The 15,199-nt window shown below is 72.7% G+C and carries 14 protein-coding genes; 8 read left to right on the top strand and 6 right to left on the bottom strand.

The genetic code is table 11. The features are described from left to right. Nucleotides 1-34: 34 nt before the first annotated feature. Both IE260_RS08605 and IE260_RS08600 read left to right on the top strand, forming a co-directional pair. A complete protein-coding gene (locus IE260_RS08605; protein ID WP_189869885.1) occupies nt 35-2,110 on the top strand; it encodes a serine/threonine-protein kinase in 2,076 nt (691 codons plus the stop codon). A gap of 13 nt (nt 2,111-2,123) precedes the next feature. Further along, the gene (locus tag IE260_RS08600; protein ID WP_189869884.1) at nt 2,124-2,294 is read left to right on the top strand and encodes a hypothetical protein; all 171 of its coding nucleotides are present in this window, start codon (nt 2,124-2,126) and stop codon (nt 2,292-2,294) included. 9 nt (nt 2,295-2,303) lie between these two features. Here the strand turns inward: IE260_RS08600 and IE260_RS08595 are convergent, their stop codons facing one another. Genes IE260_RS08595 through IE260_RS08580 form a run of 4 tightly spaced genes read right to left on the bottom strand, consistent with a single transcriptional unit; the run spans nt 2,304 to nt 6,362 of the window. After that, nucleotides 2,304-3,509, bottom strand: a complete 1,206-nt coding sequence (locus tag IE260_RS08595; protein ID WP_189869883.1) for a sensor histidine kinase — start codon at nt 3,507-3,509, stop codon at nt 2,304-2,306. Then, a complete protein-coding gene (locus tag IE260_RS08590; protein WP_189869882.1) occupies nt 3,506-5,236 on the bottom strand; it encodes a sodium/solute symporter in 1,731 nt (576 codons plus the stop codon). The genes IE260_RS08595 and IE260_RS08590 overlap by 4 nt, the downstream gene beginning before the upstream one ends. Continuing rightward, nucleotides 5,233-5,610: a hypothetical protein gene (locus IE260_RS08585; RefSeq protein WP_189870049.1), complete on the bottom strand. Its 378-nt coding sequence runs from the start codon at nt 5,608-5,610 to the stop codon at nt 5,233-5,235. The genes IE260_RS08590 and IE260_RS08585 overlap by 4 nt, the downstream gene beginning before the upstream one ends. Before the next feature lie 2 nt (nt 5,611-5,612). Next, nucleotides 5,613-6,362: a LytR/AlgR family response regulator transcription factor gene (locus IE260_RS08580; RefSeq protein ID WP_189869881.1), complete on the bottom strand. Its 750-nt coding sequence runs from the start codon at nt 6,360-6,362 to the stop codon at nt 5,613-5,615. Between the two features lie 77 nt (nt 6,363-6,439). Between IE260_RS08580 and IE260_RS08575 the strand changes: the two genes are divergently transcribed. From IE260_RS08575 to rocD, 3 genes are all read left to right on the top strand, one after another. Further along, nucleotides 6,440-6,973 carry an Lrp/AsnC family transcriptional regulator gene (locus tag IE260_RS08575; RefSeq protein ID WP_189869880.1) on the top strand — a complete coding sequence of 178 codons (534 nt, stop codon included), beginning with the start codon at nt 6,440-6,442 and terminating at the stop codon, nt 6,971-6,973. A 96-nt stretch (nt 6,974-7,069) separates the two neighbouring features. Then, complete coding sequence (gene ddaH / locus IE260_RS08570; protein ID WP_189869879.1) at nt 7,070-7,909, top strand: dimethylargininase; 840 nt, start codon at nt 7,070-7,072, stop codon at nt 7,907-7,909. Next, complete coding sequence (gene rocD, locus IE260_RS08565; protein WP_189869878.1) at nt 7,906-9,126, top strand: ornithine--oxo-acid transaminase; 1,221 nt, start codon at nt 7,906-7,908, stop codon at nt 9,124-9,126. Before ddaH ends, rocD begins: the two co-directional genes overlap by 4 nt. 334 nt (nt 9,127-9,460) lie before the next feature. Here rocD and IE260_RS08560 read toward each other — a convergent pair whose 3' ends face one another. Beyond that, on the bottom strand, nt 9,461-9,916 hold the full coding sequence (locus IE260_RS08560) for an RpiB/LacA/LacB family sugar-phosphate isomerase (RefSeq protein WP_189869877.1): 456 nt from the start codon (nt 9,914-9,916) through the stop codon (nt 9,461-9,463). 128 nt (nt 9,917-10,044) lie between these two features. Here IE260_RS08560 and IE260_RS08555 point away from each other — a divergent pair, with 128 nt between their 5' ends. The 3 genes from IE260_RS08555 to IE260_RS08545 all read left to right on the top strand — a co-directional run bounded on the left by IE260_RS08555 (nt 10,045) and on the right by IE260_RS08545 (nt 13,534). Continuing rightward, the gene (locus IE260_RS08555) at nt 10,045-11,565 is read left to right on the top strand and encodes an MFS transporter (protein ID WP_189869876.1); all 1,521 of its coding nucleotides are present in this window, start codon (nt 10,045-10,047) and stop codon (nt 11,563-11,565) included. A gap of 154 nt (nt 11,566-11,719) precedes the next feature. After that, the gene (locus IE260_RS08550) at nt 11,720-12,433 is read left to right on the top strand and encodes a lysophospholipid acyltransferase family protein (RefSeq protein ID WP_189869875.1); all 714 of its coding nucleotides are present in this window, start codon (nt 11,720-11,722) and stop codon (nt 12,431-12,433) included. Between the two features lie 66 nt (nt 12,434-12,499). After that, entirely contained in the window at nt 12,500-13,534 is a 1,035-nt protein-coding gene (locus IE260_RS08545; protein ID WP_189869874.1) for an NAD-dependent epimerase/dehydratase family protein, read from the top strand. A gap of 55 nt (nt 13,535-13,589) precedes the next feature. Here IE260_RS08545 and IE260_RS08540 read toward each other — a convergent pair whose 3' ends face one another. Further along, the gene (locus IE260_RS08540; protein WP_189869873.1) at nt 13,590-15,197 is read right to left on the bottom strand and encodes an alpha/beta hydrolase; all 1,608 of its coding nucleotides are present in this window, start codon (nt 15,195-15,197) and stop codon (nt 13,590-13,592) included. Nucleotides 15,198-15,199 lie beyond the last annotated feature (2 nt).

Here is a 15,199-nt window from a genome sequence, read left to right as displayed (position 1 = left end):
AGGCGCGTCGGGGGAACCGCCCGGGGGGAGCGGTATGTCACGTCACGCGTCTTCAGGATCACCGCAGTCGGGAGTGGGCCGGGTCGTCGCCGGCCGCTATCTGCTGCTGCGCCGGCTCGGCAGCGGCGGGATGGGCCATGTGTGGCTCGCCCACGATCAGAGACTGGCCTGCGAGGTCGCGCTCAAGGAGATCGTCTTCCGCGATCCGTCGGAGGCCGGCCCGGAGCGCGAGGCACGGGTCGCCCGCGCCCGAGCGGAGGCCCGGCACGCGGCCGGGCTCCGCGACCATCCGCACGTCGTCACCGTCCACGACGTGCTGGAGCACGAGGGCCTGCCGTGGATCGTCATGGAGTACGTGGCGAACGCCGTGGACCTGCGCGAGCTGGTGGCCCGGCGCGGACCGCTGGCACCCGCCGAGGGCGCCCGCATCGGGCTCGCCGTGCTCGACGCGCTGACCGCCGGGCACGAGCGGGGCGTGCTGCACCGGGACGTGAAACCGGCGAACATCCTGCTGGCCCCGGACCGCGCCGGCGCGCCGTACGGCCGGGTCCTGCTCGCCGACTACGGGATCGCCGTCCAGCCGGACACCGGTGAGACGCGGTACACGCTGGCGTCGGCGCTTCTGGGCACGGCGGGCTATCTGGCGCCGGAGCGGGCCAGGGGCGGGCCGCCCACCCCGGCGGCCGATCTGTTCTCGCTGGGTTGCACGCTGTACCACGCCGTCGAGGGCCGCGGGCCGTTCGAACGGGAGTCGCACCTCGCGGAGATCACCGCGGTGGTCACGGAGGAACCGCGTCCCCCGCTGCGGGCCGGTGCGCTGCGGCCCGTGCTGCAGCGGCTCCTCGCCAAGGATCCGGACCTGCGGATCACGGCGGCCGAGACGGAGGCTGAACTGGCGTGGATCATCACGCCCCAGACCGAGACGTACACCCGGACGGGGACCGACCCCGGGTCCCAGCCGCCCTGGGCCTCCGCCCCGCCCGCGCCCGGTCCGCACGGCGCGGAGCCGGATTCCGGCCCGGCCGAGGCGGAGCCCGGGTCCGGTCCGCTTCCCGCCCTTCCCGGGCCCCGGCCGTACAGCGCCGAGTCCGGGTCCGCGCCGGCGGGCGCCGATCCGCACCCGCCGGATCCGCTCCGCGATCCGCGTGCCTCGGTTCCACCTGACCACCGTCCGCACTCCCGGAAGCCGCAGGCCCCCGACCCGAGCGGCTCTCCTTCCCGGGGCCCCGGTCCGCGTGCCTTCGGTCCGGGGGCCTCCCACGCCACCCCTCCTGCGCCCGCCGGGCACCGGCGGCCGCGGCTGCGGGCGCTGCGCGCCGCTCTGGCCGGCGGTCTCGGGCTGATCCTCGCCCTCGGCGGCGTCTGGTACGCCCTCGCCGACCGGGCGACCGGCGGGACGGGGGCGCCGTACGGCGACACCGTGGGGCTGGCGGCGCCGCTGCGGGACGGGGACTGCGTCCGCGCCGACTGGCCCGGCGGCACCCGGTTCACGGGGACGCCCCGGCTCACCCGGGTCCCGGACTGCCGCGGCGAGGCGCCCGACGGTCAGGTGATGGCGTTCGTGGCCGTCTCCTCCGCCGAGGAGGCCCGCGAGCTGGGTCCGGCCCGGTGCGAGGAGCGGACGCGGGAGGTCCGGGCCCGGCTGGCCGACGTGCGCAGCCTCGCCGTCGTGCCGAGCGAGGGCGGTTTCGACGCCGCCGGGCGCCGCGCGGCCTGCCTGGTGATGGGCGCCCACGGCCCGGTGCACGGCTCGCTCGGCCGGTACCGCACGTCCGGGTCGGTCTTCTCGGACACCGCGAACATGCAGCGGCGGGACTGTCTGGACGTCCGCTCCGCCCGGGACGTCCGGCTGGTGTCCTGCGACGGCCGGTACGACGAGCAGGTGCTCGGTTTCACCCGGCTGGCCTCCGACGTCGCCTACGCCGAGGCCCGGACCGCGGCGGGCCGTGCGTGCGCGCGGGACGTGCCGCCGCGCGACTACGGCTTCGATCCCTCCCTGCACGACTCCGGCTCCCGGGTCGGCGAGAACGCCTGGAAAACCGGCACACATCTCGTCGTCTGCACCGTGCGGAGCCGGAACGGGGGCACCATGGAGGGCAACGGACCATGAGGAGGGTGTCGCGATGCCCGGTTCCACGGACAGTTCCACGAAGACGATGGGGGCGCTCACCATCGGCGGCCTGGTCGCGGTGACGGCCTACACGGTGGCGCTCGGAAGCAACGGCTGGCTGTGGTTCGGCTGGGTCGTCCTGGGCCTGATCACGCTGGGCATGGTGGCCACGCGCAGCACCTGAGGAGCACGCTCACTCACGGCCGAGCAGCCCGGCCGAATGCACGCCCGGCTGGTACTTCGGCAGCCGGACGGTGATCTTCATGCCCGCGCCGACGGCGGTCTCGATGACGAGGCCGTGGTCGTCCCCGTAGACCTGACGGAGCCGCTCGTCGACGTTGGACAGGCCGATGCCGCCCGACGGGCTGACCTCGCGCGCGAGGATGCGGCGCAGCAGGCCGGGGTCCATGCCGGCGCCGTCGTCCTCGATGACGACCAGGGCCTCGGCGCCGGCGTCCTGCGCGGTGATCTGGATGTGGCACCGGTCGGACTTGCCCTCCAGTCCGTGTTTGACGGCGTTCTCGACGAGCGGCTGGAGGCAGAGGAAGGGCAGGGCGACCGGCAGCACCTCGGGGGCGACCTGGAGGGTGACGGCGAGGCGGTCGCCGAAGCGGGCCCGCACGAGCGCCAGGTAGTGGTCGATGGCATGGAGCTCGTCGGCGAGGGTGGTGAAGTCGCCGTGCCGGCGGAACGAGTAGCGGGTGAAGTCGGCGAACTCCAGCAGCAGCTCGCGGGCGCGCTCGGGGTCGGTGCGCACGAAGGAGGCGATCACCGCGAGCGAGTTGAAGATGAAGTGCGGGGATATCTGGGCCCGCAGCGCCTTGATCTCGGCCTCGATCAGCCTGGTGCGGGACTGGTCGAGGTCGGCCAGTTCCAGCTGGACCGACACCCAGCGGGCGACTTCTCCGGCGGCCCGGACCAGGACGGCCGACTCGCGGGGCGCACAGGCCACGAGGGCGCCGTGCACCCGGTCGTCCACGGTGAGCGGGGCAACGACCGCCCAGCGCACCGTGCAGTCGGGGGTGTCGCAGCTGAGCCGGAACGCCTCGCCGCGGCCGGTCTCCAGCGGACCGGCGAGGCGCTCCATGATCTCCGTGCGGTGGTGTGCGCCCACCCCGTCCCAGACCAGGACCTCCTTGTGGTCGGCCAGGCACAGCGCGTCCGTGCCCAGCAGTGAGCGCAGCTTGCGGGCCGACTTGCGGGCGGTCTCCTCCGTCAGGCCCGCCCGCAACGGGGGCGTGGCCAGGGAGGCGGTGTGCAGGGTCTGGAAGGTGGCGTGCTCGACGGGGGTGCCGAGCCCGCCGAGGTGCTGCGGCCGGGCGGTGCGCCGCCCGAGCCAGAAGCCCGCGGCCAGCAGCGGGAGGACGGCGACGCACAGGCCCGCCAGGAATCCGCTCACGCCGTCACCTCCGTGCGCAGCTCCTCCGTGCGCAACTCCTCGGGCAGGTGGAAGCGGGCCAGGATCGCCGCCGTCCCGGCCGGCACCCGGCCCGGTGTGGCCAGGGAGACCAGCACCATCGTGAGGAAGCCCAGCGGCACCGACCACAGCGCGGGCCAGGCGAGCAGCGCGTGCAGTGCCCCGCCGCCGCCAGGGAAGCCGGCCATGGTCGCGGCGACGGCGAGCAGCGCGGAGCCGCCGCCGACCAGCATCCCCGCCGCGGCGCCGGGCGGGGTGAGCCGTCGCCACCAGATGCCGAGGACGAGCAGCGGGCAGAACGAGGAGGCCGACACGGCGAAGGCCAGGCCGACGGCGTCGGCGACGGGCAGTCCGCCGACCAGGGCGCTCGCCGCGAGGGGGACGGCCATGGCGAGCAGCGTGCCGAGACGGAAGTGCCGTACGCCGCGGGACGGCAGGACGTCCTGGGTGAGGACGCCCGCCACCGCCATCGTGAGCCCCGACGCCGTGGACAGGAACGCCGCGAAGGCGCCGCCCGCGATCAGCGCGCCGAGCAGGTCGCCGCCCACTCCGCCGATCACGCGGTCGGGCAGCAGCAGGACGGCGGCGTCCGCGTCGCCGGTGAGGGTGAGCTCGGGGGCGTACAGGCGGCCGAGGGCGCCGTAGACGGGCGGCAGCAGGTAGAAGGCGCCGATCAGGCCGAGCACGGCGACGGTGGTGCGGCGGGCGGCGACGCCGTGCGGGCTGGTGTAGAAGCGGACCACGACGTGCGGCAGGCCCATCGTGCCGAGGAAGGTGGCGAGGATCAGGCCGTACGTGGCGTACAGCGGGCGCTCGGTGCGGCTCTCGGCCCGGGAGGGCGACAGGGCGTCGTCGGCGCCGCGTCCGGCCGCCGGGACCGGGGTGTCCTCGGCGAAGGTGAGCCGGGTGCCGGCCTCGATGCGGTGGGTTCCGGCGGGGAGGCGGAGGCGGGTGTCGTCGTGGGTGCGGCCGTCGACGGTGCCGTCGACGGTGACGGTCAGCGGCCGGTCGAGCTTCAGGGTGAGGCCGTCCTCGACGCTGACCGACCGCTGCTCGCGGAAGGTGGCCGGCTCCTGAAAGGCGTGGCTCGGCGCTCCGTCGCCCTGCCAGGCCAGAATCAGGAAGAGGGCGGGGACGAGCAGGGCGGTGAGCTTCAGCCAGTACTGGAAGGCCTGCACGAAGGTGATGCTGCGCATCCCTCCGGCGGCGACGATGGCGGTGACCACGACGGCGACGATCACCCCGCCCAGCCAGTCGGGCGCCCCGGTCAGCACGGTCAGGGTCAGTCCGGCGCCCTGCAGCTGGGGCAGCAGGTACAGCCAGCCGACGCCGACGACGAAGGCGCCCGCCAGCCGCCGTACCGCCTGGGAGGCGAGCCGGGCCTCGGCGAAGTCGGGCAGGGTGTAGGCGCCGGAGCGGCGCAGCGGGGCGGCGACGAAGAGCAGCAGCACCAGGTAGCCGGCGGTGTAGCCGACCGGGTACCAGAGCATGTCGGGGCCCTGGACGAGGACCAGGCCGGCGATGCCGAGGAAGGACGCGGCGGAGAGGTACTCGCCGCTGATGGCGGCGGCGTTGAGGCGGGGGCCGACGGTGCGGGAGGCGACGTAGAAGTCGGAGGTGGTGCGGGAGATGCGCAGCCCGAAGGCGCCGACGAGGACGGTCGCGACGACGACGAGGGCGACGGCGGGCACGGCGTAGCTGGAATTCACGGTCGTCCCGGGTCCTGGTGGTCCTCGACGAGACGCACGAAGTCGCGCTCGTTGCGTTCGGCGCGGCGCACGTACCAGCGGGCGAGGAGGACGAGCGGGGCGTACAGGCCGAAGCCGAGGACGGCCCACTCCAGGCGGCGGGCGTCGGGCATCGCCGCGAACAGCAGCGGCAGGGGGCCGACGAGCAGTCCGAGGACCGCGAACACGGTGAGGGCGGCGCGCAGCTGGCTGCGCATCAGGGAACGGACGTAGGTGTGGCCGAGGGTGGTCTGCTCGTCGATCTCGGTGCGCGGGCGGTAGTAGAGGGGGGCCCGGTGAGCACGCCGGGGCGGGCCGGTGACGACGACGCGGCGTTCGGTGGGGTCCTGGGGCACGGTCACGGCCTCCGCATGAGCAGGTCCCGCAGTTCGCGGGCGTGGCGCCGGCTGACCTGGAGTTCCTCCGCGCCGACGAGGACGCTGACGGTGCCGGCGTCCAGGCGGAGTTCGCCGATGTGGCGCAGGGCGACCAGGTGGCGGCGGTGGATGCGGACGAATCCGCGGGCGCGCCAGCGCTCCTCCAGCGTGGAGAGCGGGATGCGCACGAGGTGGCTGCCCTTGTCGGTGTGCAGGCGGGCGTAGTCGCCCTGGGCCTCGACGTGGGTGATGTCGTCGACGGCCACGAAGCGGGTCACGCCGCCGAGTTCGACGGGTATGTGGTCGGGGTCGGGTTCGTGGACGGGTATGCGGGGCGTGGCGCCGCGCAGTTCGGCGGCGCGTCGGACGGCTTCGGCGAGCCGTTCCCTGCGGACGGGTTTGAGGACGTAGTCGACGGCCTTGAGGTCGAACGCCTGCACCGCGAAGTCCTCGTGCGCGGTGACGAACACGACCAGCGGTGGCCGGGCGAACCCGGTGAGCAGCCGGGCGAGGTCGAGTCCGTCGAGGCCGGGCATCTGGATGTCGAGGAAGACGACGTCGATGGCGTCCGGCCCGTCGGGGCCCGACTCCAGGGCGCGGTTGATGCGGCGCAGGGCCTCCGTCGCGTCGCTCGCGCCCTCCGCCGTGCCGATCCGGGGATCGGCGTTCAGCAGGTACACGAGTTCCTCGAGCGTGGGGCGTTCGTCGTCGACAGCCAGGGCGCGCAGCATGAACGTGGAGTGTAGGGGCGATCCGTACGCCTGCACACGGGCCCGTCGTGGACGTTCGCGCTGGATACAGTGCCCGCATGAACAGCAGGCCGACGCCCTTCGACGAGCTGGACCGGAAGATCATCACCGCGCTGATGGCGAACGCCAGGACCTCCTTCGCCGAGATCGGGGTGGACGTCGGGCTGTCCGCGACGGCGGTCAAGCGACGGGTGGACCGGTTGCGCGAGTCCGGGGTGATCACCGGCTTCACGGCCACGGTGAAGCCGTCGGCGCTGGGCTGGCGCACCGAGGCGTACGTGGAGGTGTACTGCGAGGGCGCGGCCCCGCCCCGGCGGCTGGCGGAGGTGGTCCGCAACCATCCGGAGATCACGGCGGCGATGACGGTGACCGGCGGGGCGGACGCGCTGCTGCATGTGCGGGCGCGGGACGTGGAGCACTTCGAGGAGGTGCTGGAGCGGATCCGGGCCGAGCCGTTCATCCGGAAGACGATCAGTGTGATGGTTCTGTCGCACCTGATTCCGGACAGTCCGGAGGCCGGAACGAGCGGGCCCGCGCCCCAGGACGCAGCGGACCCGCACCGATCGGGCCGAGAACGCAGTGATCCTGCGTGAACACGCAGCTTTCGTTGCTTGTCGCCCGTCCGCCTCCCTTCCTACCGTGGTGTCATCGCCCAGTTACCACCTGTTAGGAAACGGAGGAACCCCTCTGTGCCCGACTCCCGTGTGCCGCGACGGCGGCGCTTCCTCGTCTGCGAACCCAGACACTTCGCCGTGCAGTACGCCATCAACCCCTGGATGCGCCCCGACGAACCCGTCGACGTGGGCCGGGCCCACGCGCAGTGGCAGGGGCTGGTCAACGCCTACCGGACCCACGGCCACAGTGTGGAGACCGTGACCCCGGTGCCCGGTCTGCCCGACATGGTCTTCGCCGCCAACGCGGCGGTCGTCGTGGAGGGCCGGGTCTTCGGCTCCCTCTTCCACGCGCCCGAGCGCCGCGCCGAGTCCGTCCCGTACGAGACGTGGTTCAAGGGGGCGGGCTTCGACGTCCAGCATCCCGAGTCGGTCTGCGAGGGCGAGGGCGACCTCGTGCCCGTCGGCCGCTGGATCCTGGCCGGCACGGGGTTCCGCACGACCCGCGAGGCGCATCGCGAGGTGCAGGAGTACTTCGGTGTGCCGGTGATCGGGCTGACGCTGGTGGACCCGTACTTCTACCATCTGGACACGGCGCTGTTCGTCCTCGACGACGGTCGTGCGGGGGGCGAGGGGAACATCGCCTACTACCCCGGGGCGTTCTCGCCCGGGAGCCGCGAGGTGCTCGCCCGGCTCTATCCGGACGCGGTGCTCGCGACCCGCGAGGACGCCATGGCCTTCGGGCTCAACTCCGTCTCTGACGGACGACACGTGTTCATCTCACCGGGGGCGACCGCCCTGGCCGGCCGGCTCGCCGCCCTCGGCTACGTCCCCGTCCCCGTCGACATGTCCGAGTTCCACAAGGCCGGCGGCGGCATCAAGTGCTGCACCCAGGAGATCCGGGAGAACCTCTCATGACCGCACCCGCCCGCACCCGAGGCACCGAGGAGCTCATCCGGGCGGAGGAGCCCGTCCTCGCGCACAACTACCACCCGCTGCCCGTGGTCGTCTCCCGCGCCGAGGGTGCCTGGGTGGAGGACGTGGAGGGCCGTCGCTACCTGGACATGCTGGCCGGATACTCGGCCCTCAACTTCGGCCACCGCCACCCGGCGCTGATCGAGGCCGCGCACCGCCAGCTGGACCGGCTCACCCTCACCTCGCGCGCCTTCCACAACGACCGGCTCGCCGAGTTCGCCGAGCGGCTGGCCGCGCTCATCGGCATGGACATGGTGCTGCCGATGAACACTGGTGCGGAGGCGGTGGAGAGCGGGATCAAGGTCGCCCGCAAATGGGCCTACGACGTCAAGGGCGTGCCGGCCGACCGGGCGACGATCGTGGTCGCCGCGGACAACTTCCACGGCCGGACGACGACCATCGTCGGCTTCTCCACGGACGAGGCGGCCCGCTCGGGCTTCGGTCCCTTCACCCCCGGCTTCCGGACGGTGCCGTACAACGACCTGGCGGCCATGGAGGCGGCGGTCGACGAGACGACGGCGGCCGTGCTGATCGAGCCGATCCAGGGCGAGGCGGGCGTGATCGTCCCCGACGACGGCTATCTGACGGGCGTGCGGGAGCTGACCCGCCGCGCCGGCTGCCTGTTCATCGCGGACGAGATCCAGTCGGGGCTGGGCCGGACCGGGCGGACCCTCGCGGTCGAGCACGAGTCGGTGGTCCCGGACGTGGTGCTGCTCGGCAAGGCGCTGGGCGGCGGCATCGTGCCGGTGTCCGCGGTGGTGGGCAGCCGGGAGGTGCTCGGCGTGCTGCATCCGGGCGAGCACGGCTCGACGTTCGGCGGGAATCCGCTGGCCGCCGCGGTCGGCACGGCGGTGGTGGAGCTGCTGGAGACCGGCGAGTTCCAGCGCCGGGCGGCCGAGCTGGGCGTGGTGCTGCGCGAGGGCCTGGCGGCACTGGCCGGCCGGGGCGTCGTCGGCTTCCGGACGCGTGGGCTGTGGGCGGGCGTGGACGTCGACCCGGCTCTGGGCACCGGCCGCGAGGTGAGCGAGCGTCTGATGCGCGAGGGCATCCTGGCCAAGGACACCCACGGCTCCACGATCCGGCTGGCGCCGCCGCTGACCGTCACCGGCGAGGAGCTGCGGGAGGCGCTCGGCACGCTGGAGAAGGTGCTGACGTCCTGACGGGCGGGCGCCGACCGGCGTCAGGCCCTGCCGCCACTCCCGCGACGCCCGTCCCGGGGGCCGCGACGCCCGGTGCGTGCGCTCGCAGGGTGCCGGAGCGTCCTCCTGCGCGGGAACGTGACGACCGGCCCCAGGGCGTGTCCACGAAGTCGCGTCGTCCGCCAGGCGGGTCCCGTGGAGTCGGGTGCGTGCTCCAGGAGTCCCCCGGCCGGAGGCCGGGGGCGTACCGGATGAACCCCCGGTGCGGCGGTGGCGGCGCCGCCCGCGCGACCGGAGCCGGGCGCGAGGGAACGTGCCAGGCGTCGCGGGGCGGACGGGCACCGTCGGACAGGCCCTAGGAAGCAGCCCGGCCCCGGTCGAGTCGCTTCACGTGCGCCACGTTGTCCCGGTCCTCGGCGTCCGCGCTCGCCTCGCCCGCGAACCAGGCGTCGAGGATCTCCCCCAGCAGCGGCTGGGAGGTCAGCCGCAGGCTGAGCGCGAGCACGTTGGCGTCGTTCCAGCGGCGTGCCCCGTCCGCCGTGTAGGCGTCCGTGCACAGGGCGGCGCGCACGCCGGGCACCTTGTTGGCGGCGATCGACGCGCCCGTGCCGGTCCAGCAGCACACCACCGCCTGGTCGGCCGTCCCGGCGGCGACCTCGCGTGCCGCCCGCTCCGAGCACACCGCCCACTGGGGGTCCGCCCCGGGCTGCAGCGCACCGTGCGTCAGCACCTCGTGGCCGCGCCTGCGCAGTTCCTCGACGAGGAACCGGGCCACGGGTTCGTCCATGTCGGAGGAGACGGAGATCCGCATGTTCGAAGAGCCTACTCACCGCGTCCGCTGATCCACATGACTGACGTCACGAAAATACGTGGCTTGATCCGGGGAACGATACGACGCGATAACCACACGAACGCGCAGAAGCTCCCGATCGGAACGGTATGCCCCCGGAAAGGAAGTCCGCCACGTCCTCCCCCGAGAACGGCCAGGTCCCCGACTCCGCGGCGATCCGCCGTCACCCCACCCTGTTCCGTGCCGTCAGGCGCAGGCAGAACCCCCGGCTGAGGCGGTCGGACATCACGGTGACGGACGAGGCGGCGGTCAAACGCGCGGTGAAGGCGGCCTCCCTCGGCAACGCCATGGAGTGGTTCGACTTCGGCATCTACGCCTATCTGGCCGGGACCATCGGCCGGGTCTTCTTCCCGTCCGCAAGCGACACCGCGCAGTTGCTGTCGTCCTTCGCCACCTTCGCCGTCGCCTTCCTGGTGCGTCCCATCGGCGGCATGGTGTTCGGACCGATGGGGGACAAGATCGGCCGCAAGCAGGTCCTCGCGCTGACGATGATCCTGATGGCGATCGGCACCTTCGCGATCGGCCTGATCCCGTCGTACGCGGCGATCGGCTTCTGGTCCCCGCTGCTGCTGATCCTCTTCCGGCTGCTGCAGGGCTTCTCCACCGGCGGCGAGTACGGCGGCGCGTCGACCTTCATCGCGGAGTACGCCCCGGACAAGCGGCGCGGCTTCTTCGGCAGCTTCCTGGAGCTGGGCACGCTCGCCGGCTACACGGGCGCGGCGGGCCTGGTGACCGCGCTCACCGCCTGGCTCGGCAACGACACGATGGACGCCTGGGGCTGGCGCATCCCGTTCCTCGTCGCCGGGCCCCTCGGCATCGTCGGCCTCTATCTGCGGTTGAGGCTGGACGACACTCCCGCCTTCCTGAAGCTCGAGGAGGGCAACGTGCACGTCTCCGAGGCGGCGAACACGGTGGAGACCACCGCCCGGGGCGACCTCGCCAAGATCTTCCGGGCGCACTGGCCGACGCTGGTGCTGTGCATCGCGCTGGTCGGCGCGTACAACATCAACGACTACATGCTGCTGTCGTACATGCCGACGTACCTGTCGGACGAGCTGCACTACTCCGAGACCCACGGCCTGCTGATCCTGGTGGCCACCATGGTCCTGCTGATGCTGCTCGTCAACCAGGTGGGCCGCCTGTCCGACCGTTTCGGCCGCAGGCCCCTGCTGATGGCGGGCATGCTCGGCTTCTTCTTCCTGTCCGCGCCGTCCTTCGTGCTGGTCCAGCAGGGCAGCCTGCTCGCCGTCTCGGCCGGCATGGTGATGCTCGGCCTGTCCCTCGTCTGTCTGCTCGGCACCATGTCGGCGGCGCTCCCGGCGATGTTCCCCACCAACGTCCGGTACGGCTCCCTGTCGGTCGGCTACAACCTGTCGACGTCCCTGTTCGGCGGAACCACGCCGCTGGTCATCACCGCCCTGATCGGCGCGACCGGCTCCGACATGATGCCCGCCTACTACTCGATGGCCGCGGCCCTCGTCGGGGTGGTGGCGGTGGCCTGCATGAAGGAGACCGCCCAGAGGCCGCTGGCGGGTTCCCCGCCCTCGGTGCAGACCGAGGAGGAGGCCGCGGCCCTCGTCGAGGCACAGGCCCCGGCGCCGAAGTTCTGACCGCGGCGGCGGAGTCCGGGCGGCAGCGGCGGCGCACCGGACCTGACAGGTACCGGAGGGCCGCCCCCGCACCTACACTGGCACCCCGGCAGACGCCGGTTGACCAGTCAGAACGCGGCGACTGAGCCGTTCCGCCGGGGTGAGGAGCGACGCCTTGTTCTACTACGTGCTCAAATACGTACTGCTGGGCCCGCTGCTGAGACTGGTCTTCCGCCCCCGGATCGAGGGCCTGGGGAACGTGCCGTCCGCCGGCCCGGCCATCGTCGCCGGGAACCATCTGTCCTTCTCCGACCACTTCCTGATGCCCGCCGTCCTCAAGCGCCGCATCACCTTCCTCGCCAAGGCCGAGTACTTCACCGGCCCCGGTCTCAAGGGCCGGCTCACCGCCTTCTTCTTCCGCAGCGCCGGGCAGATCCCGGTGGACCGCTCCGGCAAGGAGGCGGGCCGGGCCGCGATCCGCGAAGGGCTCGGTGTCCTGAACAAGGGCGAGCTGCTGGGCATCTACCCGGAGGGCACCCGCTCGCACGACGGCCGGCTGTACAAGGGCAAGGTCGGCGTGGCGGTGATGGCGCTGCGGGCGGGGGTGCCGGTCGTGCCCTGCGCGATGATCGGCACCTTCGAGGCACAGCCGCCGGGCAAGATCGTCCCGAACATCCATCCCGTGGTGATCCGTTTCGGTGAGCCCCTGGACTTCTCCCGCTACGCCGGCATGGAGAACGAGAAGGCCGTGCTGCGTGCCGTCACCGACGAGATCATGTACGCGATCCTGTCCCTGTCGGAACAGGAGTACGTCGACCGGTACGCCGCCGACGTCAAGGCCGAGGAGGCCGAGAAGGGGCGCAGGTTCCCCCGGATGCCGCGCCGTTGACCGCCGCCTTCTGCCACCGGCAGAAGGGCATGGCCGTACGGGGCCGGTGGGCCTACGGTCCGACGTATGACACGTGCTGTGGTGATCGGAGCGACGGGACAGATCGGACGAGTGGCCGTGGGGGCGCTGGCCCGGGACGGCTGGGAGGTGACGGCCGTCTCGCGGGGCGGCGACCGGGACCGGGGCTGGCCGGACGGCGTGCGGGTGGTGCGGGCCGACCGGGAGGACGACGCGGCGCTGTCCGCCGCGGTGGGCGACGGCTGCGACGTGCTGGTGGACATGGTCGCCTACGGGCCCGAGCACGCCCGGCAGCTGACGTCACTGGCCGGGCGGGTGGGTTCGGCGGTGGTGATCTCCAGCGTCTCCGTCTACGAGGACGACAAGGGCCGCAACTTCGACACGCAGGCCGAGCCCGGCGGTTTCCCCGAGTACCCGGTGCCGGTCACCGAGGAACAGCGCACGGTCCGGCCCGGAGAGTCCTCGTACAGCACCCGGAAGGCGGGGCTGGAGCGTGAGCTCCTCGCGGCGGGCGACCGGTTGCCCACCACGCTGCTGCGGGCGGGCGCGATCCACGGACCGCACTGCCGGACCCCGCGCGAGCTGTACTTCGTCAAGCGCAACCTCGACGGCAGGCGCCGGCGTGTGCTCGCCTTCGGCGGCGCGAGCCGCTTCCACCCGGCGAGCGTGCACACCATCGCGGAGCTGATCCGGCTGGCCGCGGTCCGGCCGGGCGCCCGTGTCCTGAACGCCGTGGACCCGGACGCGCCGACGGTGGCCGAGATCGCGGCGGCGATCGACGCGGTGATGGGGGTGGCGCCGGAGAACGTGCTGGTGGACGGTCCGCCGCCCGCGCCGGGCGTGGGTGACACACCGTGGTCCGTGCCCGTGCCCGTGGTGTGCGACATGACCGCCGCCGAACGGCAGCTGGGCTACCGGCCCGTGGTGCGGTACGCCGAGACCCTGCCGGACACCGTCGCCTGGATGGAGGAGCGGCTGGCCGGGCGGGACTGGCGCGAGGCGTACCCGAAGATGGTCCAGGCCTACGGCGACCTGTTCGACTACGCGGCGGAGGACGCCTGGCTGGCGGCGCGGCACCCGTAGGGACGGTGCAGGGGGCGGCCGGTCGGACCGGCCGCCCCCTGCTGCCTTGCGCTCGTTACGGCTTGGGCGTGGCGTGCGGTGCGCAGGTCACGTCGCGCGTGTCCACCTTGCCGGTGAGCAGATAGGTGTCGACACGGTCGTTGACGCACGGGTTGACCAGGCCGGTGACGCCGTGCGAACCGGCGTCCCGCTCGGTGATCAGACGCGAGCCCTTGAACCGCTCGTGCAGTTCGACGGCGCCTGCGTACGGCGTGGCCGCGTCACGCTCGGACTGGACGATGAGCACCGGCGGAAGCCCCTTGCCGGTCTTCACGTTCAGCGGGGTCTGCTGCTTGACCGGCCAGGTGGAGCACGGCAGGTTCATCCAGGCGTTGGACCAGGTCAGGAACGGGTAGTCCTTGTGCAGCCGGGTGTTGTCGCGGTCCCAGGTCCGCCAGTTGGTGGGCCACTTGGCGTCGGCGCACTCGACCGCCGTGTAGACGGCGTTGCCGTTCTCCGAGGCGGCGTTGCCCGCGGTGTCGGACAGGTCGGGGGCCGCAGCGTCGACGAGGGCCTGGGTGTCGCCGGCGACGTACTTGCTGAACACGGTCGCGACGGGCACCCACGCGGAGTCGTAGTACGGGGCGCTCTGGAAGAAGGAGAGCAGCTCGGCCGGACCGACGATCCCGCCGATGGGGTTCTTCTTGGCGGTGGCGCGCAGCTTGAGCCACTGGTCCTGGACCTCGGCGCGGGTGTCGCCGAGGTGGAAGGTCGCATCATTCCTGGCGACCCAGTCCTGCCAGTCCTGCCAGCGGGTCTCGAAGGCGACGTCCTGGTCCAGGTTGGCCTGGTACCAGATCTTGTCGCGGGAGGGGTTGACGACGCTGTCGACGACCATGCGGCGCACGTGGCCCGGGAAGAGGGTGCCGTAGACCGCACCCAGGTAGGTGCCGTAGGAGACGCCGAGGTAGTTGAGCTTTTTCTCGCCGAGCGCGGCGCGGATGACGTCGAGGTCGCGCGCGGTGTTCGGCGTGGTCATGTGCGGCAGCATGGCGCCGCTGCGCTCGTAGCAGCCCTCGGCGTACTCGCGGGCCAGCTTGCGCTGGGCGCGCTTGTCGGCCTCGGAGTCGGGCACCGGGTCCATCTTGGGCGCCTTGACGAACTCCTGGGGGTCGACGCAGGAGATGGGCGCCGACTTGCCGACGCCGCGCGGGTCGAAGCCCACAAAGTCGTAGGCCTGTGCCGTCTTGGCCCACACCGGGTTCTTGGCGGTGACCCGGGCCGGGAAGCGCAGGCCGGAACCGCCCGGGCCGCCCGGGTTGTAGATGAGCGCGCCCTGGCGCTCGGACTTCGAGCCGGTGTTGCCGATGCGGTCGACGGCGATCTTGATCTGCTTGCCGTACGGCTTGGCGTAGTCGACCGGCACCGTGACCCAGCCGCACTGGATCGGCTTGGGCAGGTTCCAGTCCGCGGGGCAGTCCTGCCAGTCGATGCCGGTCTTCGCGGCGCGCTCGGCGGCGATGGCGGCGCCGCGGGCCTCCCGGTCCTGTCCGTACCCGTGTCCGGTGGCCGGGCTGGCGCTGGCGGCGGGTGCCGTGACGGCGCCGGCTATCAGGGTGGCGGTGACGAGCGCTCCGGCCGAGCCGAGCGCCGCCGCTCTCCGGTGCAGTCCTGTCTTCCTCAAGT

It is taken from the genome of Streptomyces viridiviolaceus (assembly GCF_014650995.1).
Lineage (GTDB): Bacteria > Actinomycetota > Actinomycetes > Streptomycetales > Streptomycetaceae > Streptomyces > Streptomyces viridiviolaceus.
Note: the sequence above shows the minus strand (reverse complement) of the source record. Positions and strands in the feature narration are given on the sequence as shown.